This window comes from Micrococcus sp. 2A (assembly GCF_039519235.1).
Lineage (GTDB): Bacteria > Actinomycetota > Actinomycetes > Actinomycetales > Micrococcaceae > Micrococcus.
Genome location: NZ_CP154351.1, coordinates 482,854 through 497,778, shown reverse-complemented (window position 1 = coordinate 497,778; position 14,925 = coordinate 482,854). Strand labels below are relative to the sequence as shown.

At 73.8% G+C, this 14,925-nt stretch carries 12 protein-coding genes; 5 read left to right on the top strand and 7 right to left on the bottom strand.

Features of this window, described 5'->3' with window-relative positions:
* Positions 1 to 39: 39 nt before the first annotated feature.
* From AAG742_RS02335 to purH, 3 genes are all read right to left on the bottom strand, one after another.
* Positions 40 to 2,262 (bottom strand): NADP-dependent isocitrate dehydrogenase, encoded by a 2,223-nt coding sequence (locus tag AAG742_RS02335; RefSeq protein ID WP_298713976.1) that lies wholly within the window; start codon positions 2,260 to 2,262, stop codon positions 40 to 42.
* Positions 2,263 to 2,409: 147 nt separating this feature from the next.
* On the bottom strand, positions 2,410 to 2,916 hold the full coding sequence (locus AAG742_RS02330) for a hypothetical protein (RefSeq protein ID WP_298713973.1): 507 nt from the start codon (positions 2,914 to 2,916) through the stop codon (positions 2,410 to 2,412).
* 38 nt (positions 2,917 to 2,954) lie between these two features.
* Positions 2,955 to 4,655 (bottom strand): bifunctional phosphoribosylaminoimidazolecarboxamide formyltransferase/IMP cyclohydrolase, encoded by a 1,701-nt coding sequence (purH, locus tag AAG742_RS02325; RefSeq protein WP_298713971.1) that lies wholly within the window; start codon positions 4,653 to 4,655, stop codon positions 2,955 to 2,957.
* Between the two features lie 112 nt (positions 4,656 to 4,767).
* Here purH and AAG742_RS02320 point away from each other — a divergent pair, with 112 nt between their 5' ends.
* The gene (locus AAG742_RS02320) at positions 4,768 to 6,156 is read left to right on the top strand and encodes an MFS transporter (protein ID WP_298713970.1); all 1,389 of its coding nucleotides are present in this window, start codon (positions 4,768 to 4,770) and stop codon (positions 6,154 to 6,156) included.
* 19 nt (positions 6,157 to 6,175) lie between these two features.
* On the opposite strand, the gene purN is transcribed toward AAG742_RS02320, so the two are convergent.
* The gene (gene purN, locus AAG742_RS02315) at positions 6,176 to 6,748 is read right to left on the bottom strand and encodes a phosphoribosylglycinamide formyltransferase (protein WP_298713967.1); all 573 of its coding nucleotides are present in this window, start codon (positions 6,746 to 6,748) and stop codon (positions 6,176 to 6,178) included.
* Positions 6,749 to 6,786: 38 nt separating this feature from the next.
* On the opposite strand from purN, the gene AAG742_RS02310 reads away from it, so the two are divergent.
* Positions 6,787 to 7,266: a hypothetical protein gene (locus tag AAG742_RS02310; protein ID WP_248115382.1), complete on the top strand. Its 480-nt coding sequence runs from the start codon at positions 6,787 to 6,789 to the stop codon at positions 7,264 to 7,266.
* A gap of 16 nt (positions 7,267 to 7,282) precedes the next feature.
* Here AAG742_RS02310 and AAG742_RS02305 read toward each other — a convergent pair whose 3' ends face one another.
* Positions 7,283 to 8,932, bottom strand: coding sequence for a DUF6350 family protein (locus tag AAG742_RS02305; RefSeq protein ID WP_298713961.1), 1,650 nt, complete (start codon positions 8,930 to 8,932; stop codon positions 7,283 to 7,285).
* Between the two features lie 141 nt (positions 8,933 to 9,073).
* Here AAG742_RS02305 and AAG742_RS02300 point away from each other — a divergent pair, with 141 nt between their 5' ends.
* The 3 genes from AAG742_RS02300 to AAG742_RS02290 all read left to right on the top strand — a co-directional run bounded on the left by AAG742_RS02300 (position 9,074) and on the right by AAG742_RS02290 (position 13,067).
* Positions 9,074 to 10,291 (top strand): glycosyltransferase family 1 protein, encoded by a 1,218-nt coding sequence (locus AAG742_RS02300; protein ID WP_298713958.1) that lies wholly within the window; start codon positions 9,074 to 9,076, stop codon positions 10,289 to 10,291.
* Positions 10,292 to 10,473: 182 nt separating this feature from the next.
* The gene (gene gdhA, locus AAG742_RS02295; RefSeq protein WP_298713955.1) at positions 10,474 to 11,814 is read left to right on the top strand and encodes an NADP-specific glutamate dehydrogenase; all 1,341 of its coding nucleotides are present in this window, start codon (positions 10,474 to 10,476) and stop codon (positions 11,812 to 11,814) included.
* 194 nt (positions 11,815 to 12,008) lie between these two features.
* Positions 12,009 to 13,067, top strand: coding sequence for a hypothetical protein (locus AAG742_RS02290; protein ID WP_248115378.1), 1,059 nt, complete (start codon positions 12,009 to 12,011; stop codon positions 13,065 to 13,067).
* Between the two features lie 130 nt (positions 13,068 to 13,197).
* Here the strand turns inward: AAG742_RS02290 and AAG742_RS02285 are convergent, their stop codons facing one another.
* Together AAG742_RS02285 and AAG742_RS02280 are read right to left on the bottom strand one after the other, a co-directional pair.
* Positions 13,198 to 13,653, bottom strand: coding sequence for a thioesterase family protein (locus AAG742_RS02285; RefSeq protein WP_298713952.1), 456 nt, complete (start codon positions 13,651 to 13,653; stop codon positions 13,198 to 13,200).
* Entirely contained in the window at positions 13,650 to 14,873 is a 1,224-nt protein-coding gene (locus tag AAG742_RS02280) for a phosphatase domain-containing protein (RefSeq protein WP_298713949.1), read from the bottom strand. Before AAG742_RS02280 ends, AAG742_RS02285 begins: the two co-directional genes overlap by 4 nt.
* Between the last annotated feature and the right edge of the window lie 52 nt (positions 14,874 to 14,925).

Genomic DNA, 14,925 nt, shown 5'->3' with positions numbered 1-14,925 from the left:
TGATGTCCCGCCCCCTGAGGGGACGCCGGTCTCCGTGGATCAGACGGACAGCTTGTCCATGATCGCGTTCAGCGTGGCAGAGGGACGCATGACGTCGACGACCTTGTCCATGGACGGCGCGTAGTAGCCCTCGATGTCCACGGGCTTGCCCTGCACACCGTTGAGCTCGGAGACGATCTTCTCCTCGTTCGCGGCGAGCTCCTCGGCGATCGGCGTCACGGCGTCGGCCAGGGCCTGGTCCTCGGTCTGCTTCGCCAGCTCCTGCGCCCAGTACAGGGCCAGGTAGAAGTGCGAGCCGCGGTTGTCGAGCTGCCCGGCCTTGCGCTCGGGGGACTTGCCCTCGATCAGCAGGGTGCCGGTGGCGGCGTCGAGCGTGTCGGCGAGCACCTGGGCGCGGGCGTTGCCGTTCGTCGTCGCCTCGTGCTCGAAGGACACGGCCAGCGCGAGGAACTCGCCGAGGGAGTCCCAGCGCAGGTGGTTCTCCTCGACGAGCTGCTGCACGTGCTTCGGGGCGGAGCCGCCGGCGCCGGTCTCGAACAGGCCGCCGCCGTTGAGCAGCGGGACCACGGAGAGCATCTTGGCGGAGGTGCCCAGCTCGAGGATCGGGAACAGGTCCGTGTTGTAGTCACGGAGCACGTTGCCGGTCACGGAGATGGTGTCCTCGCCGCGGCGGATGCGCTCGATGGAGAACTTCGTGGCCTCCACCGGGGACATGATGCGGATGTCCAGGCCCTCGGTGTCGTGGTCCTTGAGGTACTCCTCGACCTTCGTGATGAGCTCGCGGTCGTGGGCGCGGGACTCGTCCAGCCAGAACACGGCGGGGGTCTGGGAGGCGCGGGCGCGGGTCACGGCCAGCTTCACCCAGTCGCGCACCGCGACGTCCTTGGTCTGGCAGGCGCGCCAGATGTCGCCCTCGCCGACCTCATGGGAGATCAGGGTCTCCCCGGCCGCGTTCTTCACGGCGACGGTGCCCGCTGCGTCCATGACGAACGTCTTGTCGTGCGAGCCGTACTCCTCGGCCTTCTGCGCCATGAGGCCGACGTTCGGCACGGTGCCCATGGTGGTCGGGTCGAAGGCGCCGTTGGCCTTGCAGTCCTCGACGACGGCCTGGTAGATGCCGGCATAGGAGGAGTCCGGGAGCACCGCGAGGGTGTCGCGCTCGGCGCCGTCCTTGTCCCACATGTGGCCCGAGGTGCGGATCATGGCCGGCATGGAGGCGTCCACGATCACGTCGGAGGGCACGTGCAGGTTGGTGATGCCCTTGTCCGAGTTCACCATCGCCACGTCCGGGCCGTTCTCGTAGGCCTCGGCGATGGCCTTGCGCACGCCCTCGGCGGTCTCGGCGTCGAGCTTGTCCAGCCCGCCCTCGATGGCGGCGAGGCCGTTGTTCGGGTCCAGGCCCGCGGCGGCCAGCTGGTCGCCGTACTGCGCGAACAGGTCCGCGAAGTAGGCCTTCACGACGTGGCCGAAGATCACCGGGTCGGACACCTTCATCATGGTGGCCTTCAGGTGGGCGGAGAAGAGGATGCCCTCCTCCTTCGCGCGCGCCACCTGCTCGGCGAGGAACGCGTCCAGCGCCTTCGCGGACATGAACGTGCCGTCGATGACCTCGCCCTCGAGGACCTTCAGGCCCTCCTTGAGAACCTCGACGGACCCGTCGGCGCCCGTGAACTCGATGCTCAGCGTGTCGTCCGCCGGCATGGTCACGGACTTCTCGTTCGCGCGGAAGTCGTCCGCGCCCATCGTGGCGACGGCGGTCTTGGAGTCCGCGGACCACGCGCCCATCGAGTGGGGGAACTTCTTGGCGTAGTTCTTCACGGCCTTGGGCGCGCGACGGTCCGAGTTGCCCTCGCGCAGCACCGGGTTCACGGCGGAGCCCTTGACGGAGTCGTAGCGCTTGCGGGCGTCCTTCTCCTCGTCGGTCTGCGGGTCGTCGAGGTAGTCCGGCAGGGCGTAGCCGTCTGCCTGGAGCTCCTTGACCGCTGCGCGCAGCTGCGGCACGGAGGCGGAGATGTTCGGGAGCTTGATGACGTTGGCCTCGGGGGTCTTCACGAGCTCGCCGAGCTCGGCGAGGGCGTCGTCGACGCGCTGGTCCTCGGGGAGGACGTCCTTAAAGGCGGCGAGGATGCGGCCGGCCAGGGAGATGTCCCGGGTCTCGATCTCAACGCCGGCGGTGCCCGCGTAGGCGCGCACGATCGGCAGCAGGGAGGCGGTCGCCAGCATGGGCGCTTCGTCGGTGAGCGTGTAGATGATCTTCGACATGCGGATCTCTCCATTCTGGCCGCGCTCGGGGGCACGTCCGTGGTCGACATGGGACGGGTGTCTCACCGCCAATCTACCCGGCGGGTCGCACGCGTCACAGCGTGTGGACGCGCGCGACGCCGGCGGGCACGCCCCGGCTGCGCGCTGTCAGCGGGGCTCGGGACCCTGCCGGTCCAGACCCTCCGACGAGTACCAGCCCGGCCTCCTGTCCGCCGGTGCCGGCGGCGCGGCCGGGGAGCGGGCGCCGAGGCCGTCGTCCACGCCGGCCTCGCCGCCGGGGAGCGTGCCCGACGCGGCCCTCGAGCCTCGGAACGCCGCCCCGAGGCGCGCGGCGTGATCGATCTGCTCCTGCGCTGCCCGGCGCCGGCGCTCCGCCGCCGCGAAGGACTGCCACGCTCCGACTGCCATGAAGGCGGCGAAGGCGAGGCCCATCAGCCCGAAGAAGGAGCCGAGGGCGGAGAGCGCGGCGGCCAGGGCGACTGCGACCAGGCCGAGGCCGAGCGCCGCGTGGCCGGCCCATGGACGCCCGACGGCACGCCGCTTCCCCGCCGCGGCCAGAGGGAGCCGGGCGATGGCGCCCACCACCATGCACGCGAGCAGCCCTGCCCAGCCGCTGCCGATCAGCACCTCGGTCATCATGCCGTCCCCCATCATGCGCCCAGACTAGACACCGCCGGGGGCGGACGCCATGGTCAGCCGTGGAAGAAGTGCCGCGCCCCGGTGAGGTACATCGTGATCCCGGCCGCCTCGGCCGCGGCCACGACCTCCTCGTCCCGCACGGAGCCGCCGGGCTGGACGACGGCCTTGACGCCGGCGTCGATCAGGATCTGCAGACCGTCCGCGAAGGGGAAGAACGCGTCCGAGGCCGCCACGGCGCCGCGGGCCCGCTCAGGGGCGCCGGTGCCGGAGACGTTCTCCGCGCCGCCCGCCGTCGTGATCTCCTTGACCACGTCCTGGCCGCCGGTCTGCGCGGCGCCGAGCGTGTTGGCGCGCTCCACGGCCAGGCGGCACGAGTCGAGGCGGTTGACCTGGCCCATGCCGACGCCCACGGTGGCACCGTCGGAGGCCAGCAGCACGGCGTTCGACTTGGCGGCGCGCACCGCGCGCCACGCGAAGGCGAGGTCGGCCAGCGTGGCCTCGTCGGCGGCGGGACCGGCGGCGCGGGTCCAGGTCGCCGGGTCGTCGCCCTCGGCGTCCACGGCGTCCGCGACCTGCAGCAGCATGCCGCCGGAGACCTGCTTGGCCTCCACGGAGTCGTGGGCGAAGCCCGCCGGCAGGCTCAGCAGGCGCAGGTTCTTCTTCGCGGAGAGGATCTCCACGGCCTCGACGTCGAAGGACGGCGCCACCACGACCTCCGTGAACACGTCCTTGACCTGCTGCGCCATGGCGGCGGTGACGGGTCGGTTGGCCGCGATCACGCCGCCGAACGCGGAGACGGGGTCGCACGCGTGCGCCTTGGCATGCGCCACGGCCACGTCCTCGCCCTCGCCCGCCACGGCCACGCCGCACGGGTTGGCGTGCTTGACGATCGCCACGGCGGGGGCCTTGTGGTCGAAGGCGGCGCGCACGGCGGCGTCCGCGTCCACGTAGTTGTTGTAGCTCATGGCCTTGCCGTGCAGCAGCTCCGCCTGCGCGATGCCCGGGGTGGCCGCGTGGTCCACGTAGAGCGCGGCCGGCTGGTGCGGGTTCTCGCCGTAGCGCAGGCTCGCGGCGCGCTCGAGGGAGAAGCCGGCGTAGGGCGGGAACACGGGGGTCTCGTCCGCGTCCTCGTCGCCGAAGTGGGACGCGGTCCAGGCGGCCACCGCGTTGTCGTAGGCGGCGGTGTGCGCGAAGGCCAGCGAGGCCAGGCGCCTGCGGGTGCGCAGGTCGAAGCCGCCGGACTGGGCCGCGGCCACGACGTCCCCGTAGCGCGCCGGGTCGACGACGATCGCCACGGAGGCGTGGTTCTTCGCCGCGGCGCGGACCATGGAGGGGCCGCCGATGTCGATCTGCTCGACGACGGCGTCCTCCCCGGCGCCCGACTTCACGGTGTCCACGAAGGGGTAGAGGTTCACCACCACGAGGTCGAAGGGCTCCACCTCGAGGTCGCGCAGCTGCGCCACGTGGTCCTCCCGGCGGCGGTCCGCGAGGATGCCGGCGTGCACACGCGGGTGCAGGGTCTTCACGCGGCCGTCCAGGCACTCCTGGAACCCGGTGACGTCGGCGACCTCCGTGACCGGGACACCGGCGCCGGCGATGCGCTGCGCCGTCGAGCCCGTGGAGACGATCTGCACGCCCGCGGCGTGCAGGCCCGCGGCCAGCTCCTCCAGCCCGGTCTTGTCATAGACGGAGATCAGCGCGCGCTTGAGCGGGACCGTGTCCAGGACGGTGGGGGCGGACTGGGCTGAGGTCACGGGGGACTCTCCTTCGGTGGGGGGATGCGGTGCGGGGCCGCCACCCAGTCTAGGACCGCGCATAATGGCCCTACACCCGTCCCGCCCGGCCGTCACAAGGGAGCCCGTCACCGTGTCCTCAGCCACCCGCACCTCCCCCCTGGACTCCCCCGCCCCGCCCACCGGCGAGTCCGTCGTGCAGGAGCTGCCCTGGCGCTGGTCCGTCCAGGGCCGGATCTTCCTCATCGGCGGCCTCGGCTTCATGTTCGACGCGTGGGACGTGGCCCTGAACGGCGTCATGATCCCGCTGCTCTCCGCCGAGTGGGGCCTCACGCGGCCCGAGGCGGCCTGGATCGGCACCGCCAACCTCATCGGCATGGGCCTGGGCGCGTTCCTGTGGGGCACCGTGGCCGACCGGATCGGCCGCAAGGCCGCGTTCTCCTGGACCCTCCTCGTGTTCGCCGTCTTCACGGTGGCCGGCGCCCTGGCGGACTCGCTCGTGTGGTTCGCGGCGTTCCGCTTCCTGGCCGGCATCGGCCTGGGCGGCACCATCCCCGTGGACTACGCGCTGGTCAGCGAATTCACTCCGAAGCGGCTGCGGGGCCGCGTGCTCACCGCCATGGACGGCTGGTGGCCGGTGGGCGCGGCCCTGTGCGGCGTGGTCTCCGCATGGCTCGTGAGCACGTGGGGCGACTGGCGTCTGCCCCTGCTCGTCATGGTGCTGCCCGCCCTGCTCGTGTTCGTCGTGCGCCTGGGCATCCCCGAGTCGCCGCTGTTCCTGATGAGCCACCGCCGCGAGGCCGAGGCGCGCCGCGTGATCGACCGGATGGTCGCGGCGACCGGCGCCGAGCCCCGCCCGTACGTGATGCCCGCCGCCCAGGAGCGCCAGGCGGGCGGCCTCGGGGCGATCGGCTCCCAGCTGGCCGCCGTGTGGCGCTTCTCTCCGCGCATCACGGCCGTGGCCTGGGCCCTGTTCGTGACCATCATGCTCACCTACTACATCGCCCTGCAGTGGCTGCCGCAGTTCCTCATCGAGGCCGGCTACGCCGAGGACCGGGCGTTCGTGATGACCTCGGGCATGGCCGCCGTCGGCCTGCTCGGCGTGGTGGTCTCCGCGCTCCTGGTGGAGAGCACGGGCCGCCGCTGGCTGCTCGCCGTCAGCTCGATCCTCGCGAGCGGTGTGCTCGTGGCGTTGGCCGCCGTGATCGGCGTGCCCGCCGCCGCCCTCCCGCTCGTGCTCGTCTTCGGCTTCATCGTGCAGGTGGCCATCCCCGTGCTCTACACCTACGTGACCGAGCTCTACCCCACCTCGCTGCGGGCCTCCGGGTTCGGGTGGGCCTCCGCCGCGTCCCGCGTGGGCGCGGGCCTGGGCCCCTTGTTCTTCGTGGGGACGCTCGTCCCCGCGCTGGGGCTGCCCGGCGCCTTCGCCGTGACGGGCGGCCTCGTGGTGCTCGCCGCCGTCGTGATGTTCGCCTTCGCCCCCGAGACCCGCGGCCGCGCCCTGGAGGTGGACGCGAACTGAGGGCCGCCGGGGCGCGGCGTCAGGGGCGCGGCGCCCCGGACAGCTCGCCGAGGGTGCGCAGCAGCAGTGCGCGCTCCTGCACCTTGATGCGCTCGTGGAGGGTCTCCTCCGTGTCCGTGTCCAGCACCGGGACGGCGGCCTGCGCCAGGATCGGCCCGGTGTCCACGCCGGCGTCCACCACGTGCACGGTGCAGCCGGCGACCTTCACGCCATGTGCGAGGGCGTCCCGCACGCCGTGGGCTCCGGGGAACGCGGGCAGCAGGGCCGGGTGGGTGTTGAGGATGTGCCCGGGGAAGCGCTCGAGCAGGGGCGCGCCGAGGATCCGCATGAACCCGGAGCAGACCACCCAGTCCGGCTCGTGGGCGGCCACGGCATCCGCGAGCGCGGCGTCCCACTCCGCGCGGGAGGCGTGCTCCGCCGGCGGCACCGCGAACGCCGGGATCCCGTGTGCTCGGGCGCGCTCCAGGCCCTGGGCGGCGGGAACGTCCGAGCCGACGGCGGCGACCTCCACGTCCAGCGCCCCGGACGCGACGGCGTCCAGGACGGCCTGGAGGTTGGTGCCGGAACCGGAGACGAGGGCAACGATGCGCATGCCCCCATCGTAGGGCGGGCGTCTCGTAGGGTGAGGGGGTGTCCGAGCCCCTGCCTCCCCCGACCTCCCGCACCCCCGACGGCGCCCCGGATCCCGGCCGCGCCCGCGTCGGACGGCTGCTGCTGTGGCAGTCCGCGGCCCTGCTGGGGATGATCGGGGCGTTCTCCCTCCCGCTGCCGTGGAAGCTGCTGACGCTCGCGCTCGCCCTGGCCGCCGTGGTGCTCGGCGTGCGCACCTGGACCGTCTCCCGCCGCGCCGGGCGCAGCGGCGCGGGCAGCGCGGGCTCCCGCGGGTCCGGCGCCGGGGCGACGGGCGCCGGACGTGCGGCGGCCGCCGCCGGGATCGCCCTGGGCCTCCTCGGCCTCACGATCGGCGCCCTGCCCCTGCTCGCGTGGAACCAGACCGTCCAGCTCGAGCAGTGCACCGCCTCCGCCCTCACCGTGCGGGCCCAGCAGGAGTGCGCCGCGGAGTTCACGCGTCAGGTGGAGGAGCTCACCGGGCTGCCGCAGGCGGGCTGAGGCCCCGGCGTCGCGCTCAGTCCAGGGCGCGGCGCGGCCGCGGTCGGGACCGTGGGGTCCGACGTCCAGCATCGGCCGGTGCCGCAGGACGGGCGGGAGCCTCACCGGCGGCGGCTGCCTGACCGGAGGCGGGTGCCTCGCCCGCAGACGGCGCGGCGCTCGAGCCGGAGCCCGACGGCGTCGGCGCGTCCTGGGGTGTCACGGCCCGGGACCCGCGGCGCGGCATGCGTGCGCGCGCGGCGGCCCACCCGTCCTGGCCCGCGCGTCGTCCCCGCACCAGCAGCCCCTCCCCCGCAGAGCGCACGCGCGCACCCGTGGCGAGCGCCCGGTCCCGGACGGCCGACGCACCGCCGGCGGCCCCGCGCCGCGCCGCGGTCCCGGCGCGGGCCCGCGCGCCCTCCCACGGGCGGTCCTGCAGGGCGAGGGCCGCCAGATAGCCGACGGCGCAGCCCAGCGCGAGCCACCCGGCCAGAGCAGCCGCGACGGCCCCCACGTTCGACCCGATCTGCGTCAGCGTGCCCACCCCGAGCGTCCCGTTGGTGAGGGCGAGCGGGAGCAGCGCGAGCAGCGCGGCCACGAGGCCCAGGAGCACCGAGAGCGCGAGCGTGGAGAGCGCGAGGGACGCGGCGCGGTTCGGGAAGCGGGCGTCGAGCCAGTCGTCGAGGTGGTTCTCCCCCTCGCGCAGCAGCCACCAGCCGGCGACGGCCCCGGCGAGCACGGGGACCAGCACGAACACGGGATGCCATGGCTGCCCCGGCGCGGGCAGCGCGGCGAAGACGGGCAGCGCGGGGGCAGCGGACGCCGTCGCCCCGAAGGCCGAGTACAGGCTGTCCGAGCCCACGGAGAACCCGGGGCCCGCCGTCCACGCCGCGGCCCACGCCGTGAAGGTGGGCAGGTAGCCCACGTGCAGGAGCGTGAGCATGGTCCCGCCGAGCGTCCCGGCGCCGACCTCCTGGTAGAGGTGCACGACGGCGGTCCACTCGCCCACGAGGCGCCCCGCGACCAGGAGCGCGCACAGGCCGGCGAGGCTCACGAGCGCCACGACGGCGGCGCGGACCACCGACCACGCGTACGTGCCGGCCCAGCGCTCGTATTGGGACCGGCGGGCGATCCGCTCGGTGAGGTCCACGCCGATCAGGTGGGCCCACGTGCCGGCCTCCCGGCGGGCGCCCGCGAGCGCCGCGCCCGTGAAGAGCAGGGCGGGCAGCAGGGTGCCGGCCCACGGGGAGACCGTGAGCTCCCCGTGGGCCGGCAGCAGGGCCACGGTCAGGCCGACGAGCGCGTAGGCGGCCACCGCGCCCGCGAAGGCCTGCCACGCCTGATCGCGGTACGAGGCCCGGGCGAGCCGCCGCCCGGCGCGCCAGCTGAGCGCGAGCGGGACGAGGGTGAGCCCCCATGGCACGAGCCACGCCGTCCCGACGAGGCTCGGCTCCGCGGCCGAGGGCAGGGTGGTGGTGACCGTGACGGGCACGGCGTGCTGCACGAGCCACAGGGTTCCGCCCACCTGCAGCACGTCGTCGATGCGGGGACGGTGGAACCCGCCGGTCACCCACACCAGCAGGGTGGGGATCAGCACGATGAGCAGGCTGATCAGCGCCGTCACGAGCGCCTCCACCACCCCTTGGAGCCAGAGCGGCAGGGGCAGGGGGCGCAGGAGAGGGGGCATTCGGCGGCTCACCCCCTCTATGGTGCCACCCGCGGCCGGCCGGGCGCGGGCACGGCGGGGTCACCGAACGTTCACCCTCGGGCCACCGGCGGGTCGCCGGGACATGCCCGTGCGGTGGCCCGCGGCCCCTACGCTGGCCCTGTGCGTGTAGCCGTGATCGCTGAGTCCTTCCTGCCCCACATGAACGGGGTCACCAACTCCATCCTCCAGGTGCTGCGTCACCTGCGGGAGCGCGGCGACGAGGCCATCGTCATCGCCCCCGCCGCCTCGTGGACCGCGGGCTGGACCCAGCGCGCGGGCGCCGGCCACGCCCCCCGCGAGGTCGAGGGCTTCCCCGTGCACGCCCTCCCCTCCATGCCCATGTCCGGCTACGCGTCCGTGCGCGTGGCCGCCGGCACCGTGGCCCGCCTGCGCGGCATCCTGGCGGACTTCGGCCCGGACGTGGTGCACATCGCCTCCCCGTTCGTGCTCGGCTGGCGCGGCGTGCAGGCCGCCGAGGAGCTCGGCATCCCCTCCGTGGCCGTCTACCAGACCGAAGTGCCGCGCTACGCCACCAAGTACGGGCTCCCGTGGCTCGAGGACGTGCTCTGGAACCACGTGGCCCGCCTGCACAACACGGCCACCCTCACGCTCGCGCCGTCGTCGTTCACCGTGCGCCAGCTGCACCGCGTAGGCGTGCGCCGCGTGCACCTGTGGGGCCGCGGCGTGGACTCCCGCCGCTTCCACCCCGCCAAGCGGGACGAGGCGCTGCGCGCCGAGCTGGCCCCCCACGGCGAGCGCCTCATCGGCTTCGTGGGGCGTCTGGCGCACGAGAAGCAGGTGGAGGACCTCCGCGCGCTCGCGGACCTGCCCGGCACGCGCCTCGTCGTCATCGGTTCGGGCCCCCTGCGCGAGACGCTCGAGCGCCAGCTGCCCGGCGCCCGCTTCGCCGGCTTCCAGGGAGGCGAGGACCTCGCCCGGCACGTGGCCAGCCTGGACCTGTTCGTGCACCCCGGCGAGTCGGACACCTTCGGTCAGACCCTCCAGGAGGCCATGGCCTCGGGCGTGCCCGTCGTGGCCGTGGGCCGCGGCGGCCCGCTGGACATCGTGGACTCCTCCCGCACCGGCTGGATCTACCAGCCCGGCGACCTCGACGAGATGCGGGACCGCGTCGCCGACCTCGTGTACGACGACGTCAAGCGCGCCGCCTTCGCGCACGCCGCGTGGGAGTCCGTGCAGGGCCGCACGTGGCCCGTGCTGTGCGAGCAGCTCGTGGGCTACTACGAGAAGGCCATCCACGTGCAGCACCGCCGCCGCGGCGAGCTGGCGCGGCGTCTCCTCACCTCGCCGGCCCTGCTGGCCCACCGCGTCTTCGGCTGAGGCGAGCGGGGCCCGACCGTCTCAGCATGCGGACCATCCGACGGTCCGCGCCTCAATTCCGTCATGAACCAGCTCACATGCCAGGATGACGGCAGGCACCGCGGCCTCCCTCCTCCGCCGCGGACGCCGTCGGCGAGGCGGGCCCGCACCGCCCCCGACGAGACGTCTACCAGGAGGACACCATGCATCAGGTTCTGCACACGCTCCGCGACGAGGTCTTCGCCCGCAACCCCGGTGAGGCCGAGTTCCACCAGGCCGTGTCCGAGGTGTTCGAGGCACTGGATCCCGTGGTGGAGCGCCACCCCCAGTACGTGGAGGCGGGCGTCCTGCACCGCCTCTGCGAGCCGGAGCGCCAGATCATCTTCCGCGTGCCGTGGGTCGACGACCAGGGCACCGTGCAGGTCAACCGCGGCTTCCGCGTGGAGTTCAACTCGGCCCTCGGCCCGTACAAGGGCGGGCTGCGCTTCCACCCCTCGGTGTACCTGGGCATCATCAAGTTCCTGGGCTTCGAACAGATCTTCAAGAACTCCCTCACCGGCATGCCGATCGGCGGCGGCAAGGGCGGCTCCGACTTCGACCCGGCCGGCCGCTCCGACGGCGAGATCATGCGCTTCTGCCAGTCGTTCATGACCGAGCTGCACCGCCACATCGGCGAGCACACGGACGTCCCCGCGGGAGACATCGGCGTGGGCGGGCGCGAGATCGGCTACATGTTCGGCCAGTACAAGCGCCTCACCAACCGCTTCGAGGCCGGCGTGCTCACGGGCAAGGGCCTCACCTGGGGCGGCTCGCTCGTGCGCACCGAGGCCACCGGCTACGGCGCCGTCATGTTCGCCGACTCCATGCTCCGCACCCGCGGCGAGTCAATGGACGGCCAGCAGGTCCTCATCTCCGGCTCCGGCAACGTGGCGATCTACGCCGCGGAGAAGGCGGCCGCCCTCGGTGCCACCGTGCTCACGGCCTCGGACTCCGCCGGCTACATCGTGGACCCGGACGGGATCGACGTCGACCTGCTCAAGCAGCTCAAGGAGGTCGAGCGCGCCCGCATCTCCGAGTACGCCGAGCGCAAGGGCGGCCGCGCCCGCTACGTGGCCGGCGGCTCCGTGTGGGACGTCGAGGGCACGGTCGCGCTGCCCTGCGCCACGCAGAACGAGCTCGACGAGAACGCCGCGAAGACGCTTCTGAAGCAGGGCGTGAAGGCCGTGGCCGAGGGTGCGAACATGCCCTGCACCGAGTCCGCCGCCCACCTGTTCGTGGCCGCCGGCACGCTGTTCGGCCCCGGCAAGGCGGCCAACGCCGGCGGTGTGGCCACGTCCGCCCTGGAGATGCAGCAGAACGCGGTGCGTGACTCGTGGGGCTTCGAGTACACCCACGACCGCCTCGAGCAGATCATGCGGGACATCCACGACCGCTGCGTGGAGACCGCCGAGGAGTACGGCACGCCGGGCAACTACGCGGCCGGCGCGAACATCGCGGGCTTCATCAAGGTGGCCGACGCCATGATCGCCCAGGGCGTGGTCTGAGGCCCGGCCCTGCCCCTTCCGTGATCCTCCGCCGCCCTGCGACATCACCGCCGTTCTGACGCGCGGTGATGTCGCAGGGCGGCGGTCGTTCGAGGGCACCCGACTCCTGCACAGGACCCCCGACGGCGGGTGCCCTCCACCGTCCGGCGCGGTCGACCCCTCGCGCCCCGGACGGGCCCACGACACTGGGCCGCATGACCCAGCTCTCCGACCACGCGCGTGCGCTGCTCCCGGGACGCGGGCCCCTGCTCAGCGCGGCGGACCCCCACGACGGGGCGGCGCGGCGCCGTCTCGAACGCGCCTGGACCCGCGGGGTCCTCGTGCGGCTCTGCCCGCGCGTCTACATCAGCGCCGGCGACTGGGCCGCGCTGCGTCCGTGGGACAGGGCGGTCGTGTCCGCCGTCGCCCTCTCGATCGCCCGCCCCGCGACGGTGTTCACGGGCCTGACCGCGGCCCGGTTGCACGGTCTGGGGCCGGCCGTCGAGCCGCCCGCGCTCGAGCTGCGCGCCCCCTCGCCCGGGCATCACGGCGCCGGGCCGCTGATCCGCCGTCCCTTCGCCCCCTCCGTGGTGGCCCACGATCGCCGGCTTCCCGTCCCGCCGCGCCGCCGACCCCGATGGGGGCTGCCAGAGGCGGCCCCCGCCGCGCCTCAGCCGGTCGGGGCCGTCCTGTCGGACGGGCAGAGCCTGGGAACCGTCCTGGCGGATCCGCTGCCCACGGTGCTGCTGGTGCTGGGGGCGGCCACCCCGTTCCGCGACGCCGTGGCCCCGCTGGACGCGCTCGTCCGAGCCCGGCCCGAGGAGGCCGCACGCTGGGCGAGGCAGGCGGAGAGCCGACTCGAATCCGCGGCCGCCCTCCGCCGATTCGAGCGGGCCTGGCACTTCGCGGACGCGCGGGCGGAATCCGCCGGGGAGTCCTACAGCCGGGCCATCCTCCACGAGCTCGGCTTCGTCCCGCCCACGGCGCTGCAGCATCGCCACCGGGATGCGAACGGACGCGAGGTGGCCCGCACGGACTTCTGGTGGGAGCAGGTGCGGGTGTACGGGGAGTTCGACGGGCTGGGCAAGTACGACCTGTCGTTCTTCGACGGTGACGACACGGCCCGCCGCGCCAGCATCCGCCGGGAGAAGGAACGGGAGGTGGCCCTGCAGCTGGTCACCCGGGCGGGCGCGCACTGGACGTGGGGCGATCTCCTGCGGCCGGACCGGCTGGCGCGGATCCTCACCGCCGCGGGCGTCCCCCGCTCGGTCTGATCCGCGGCCATCCCGCGGGCCCTGTCTCGACTCTGCGAGCCCGAGCGGTCGACCTCCGCTCTGCGACATCGCAGCCGTGCTGCACGGCGGTGATGTCGCTGGGCGGCTGCCGACCGGTCAGCGGCCCACCTCAGCCGGCCAGTGCCGCCCGCTGCTCCGGGGTCACTCGCACCGGGCGGCCGGTGGCGCCGTCGACGAACACCATGACGGACGTGGCGGTGGCGCACAGGGCGTCGTCCACGCCGTCGTGCAGCCGGTAGCCCACGTGCACGGATGCCGCCTTCACCGCGTCCACGCTCACGACAACGCGCAGCGGCACGGGCCGGTACGGCATCTGCGCGCGGTACTTCACGGTGTGCTCGGAGATGAACGTGCGCACGCCCTCGCCGACGCCCTCGAGCAGGTCGATCGGCACCGTCGCCCCGCCGCCCGCGCCCGTCCCCGAGGGGACGCCGAACGCGGCCACGCGCGCCTCCTCGAGCAGCTGCACCACGGCGATGTTGTTGATGTGGCCGTAGGCGTCCATGTCCGCCCAGCGCAGCGGGATGCGCACCTCCACGGAGCGCAGCTCCGCGGCGCCGGTCACGAGCCCTCCGCCACGGAACGCCGCGCCAGCGCGTCGTCCTCCGCCGCCTCGTCCGACGTCTCTCGCACTCCCAGCGCCGTCGCGTCGTCGCCCAGGATGTCCTCCCGCCAGCCCTCCGGGTGCACGTCCACGAACTCCACGGGCAGGATGCGCAGCTTCTCGAGCTGCTCGGACAGGGCGGCCCCGTCCGGCCCGTAGCACCACGGGATGCCGGGGGTGGACTGACGGGTGCCCTCCGCGCGGCCGCCCGCGAGCAGGGCCTCCGAGGGGGTCAGCTGACGGATCACGATCGCCTTGACCTTGTCCGGGTGGCGATGCGCGAAGTCGGCGTAGATCTCGGGGTCGTGCTGGCCGTCGTCGCCCACGAGGATCCACTGCATGTCCGGGAACTCCTCGGCCAGGCGCTGGAGCTGGGTGACCTTGTGCTCCTGGCCGGAGCGGAACCAGCGGTCCTTCGTGGGACCCCACGTGGTGAGCAGCAGCGCGCCCAGCGGGTACAGGTTGCGGCCCAGGAAGCGGGAGAGGGTCTGCGCCACGTTCCATGCGCCCGTGGACAGGTAGATCACGGGCGCGTGCGGCTCCAGCTCGGCGATGCGCCGCAGCAGCACCGCCATGCCCGGAGTGGGCGTGCGGGCGTGCTCGTCGATCACGAACGAGTTCCACGCGGCCAGCATCGGGCGAGGGAGGGACGTGACCACCACGGTGTCGTCGATGTCCGAGACGAGGCCGACGCGCGCCGCCGGGTCCGCGATGTAGAGGTCCATGGTCACGGACTCCTCGTCGCCGACGTCCAGCGTGGCGGTCTGCCAGCCGGGCTCCAGCTGGACGTCGATGACGGCGTCCACCACACCCATGCGGTCGGCGCGCACCGTGGTGGTCCGCTCCCCCACGGTGACCGTGACCTCGGCGTACGCCATGGGCGGGGCCACGAAGTTGCGCCAGCCTCGCACGCCGTCGGCCACGACCTTGGACAGACGCCGGCCGTTGAGGAAGTCGGCGTCGTTGGCGATCACCACGCGGGAGAAGACCCGCACCCACGAGGTGGAGCCGTAGCCCGTGAACGCCATGGCCGTGGGCACGTGGCCGGCGCGCAGGGCGCGGGCACGGTGCCACCGGTTCCAGCTCTCCTGGAGGTGGGTGGCCATGTTCTCGGCGGGGGTCGGAACCCCCGCCTGGCGCGGCGGGCGGGCGGGATCGGTGCGGGCGGCGTCGGCGGGCATGGGCCCCAGTATGTCGCATGGGCCCGGTCGGGGGTGCGCCGGGGGGTGCGGC

What these genes read in the sequence shown, in the direction of transcription:
- AAG742_RS02335 (WP_298713976.1), bottom strand. Translation starts at nt 2,262, where the DNA reads ATGTCGAAGATCATCTACACGCTCACCGACGAAGCGCCCATGCTGGCG.
- AAG742_RS02330 (WP_298713973.1), bottom strand. Translation starts at nt 2,916, where the DNA reads ATGATGGGGGACGGCATGATGACCGAGGTGCTGATCGGCAGCGGCTGG.
- purN (WP_298713967.1), bottom strand. Translation starts at nt 6,748, where the DNA reads ATGCGCATCGTTGCCCTCGTCTCCGGTTCCGGCACCAACCTCCAGGCC.
- AAG742_RS02305 (WP_298713961.1), bottom strand. Translation starts at nt 8,932, where the DNA reads ATGCCCCCTCTCCTGCGCCCCCTGCCCCTGCCGCTCTGGCTCCAAGGG.
- gdhA (WP_298713955.1), top strand. Translation starts at nt 10,474, where the DNA reads ATGCATCAGGTTCTGCACACGCTCCGCGACGAGGTCTTCGCCCGCAAC.
- AAG742_RS02290 (WP_248115378.1), top strand. Translation starts at nt 12,009, where the DNA reads ATGACCCAGCTCTCCGACCACGCGCGTGCGCTGCTCCCGGGACGCGGG.
- AAG742_RS02280 (WP_298713949.1), bottom strand. Translation starts at nt 14,873, where the DNA reads ATGCCCGCCGACGCCGCCCGCACCGATCCCGCCCGCCCGCCGCGCCAG.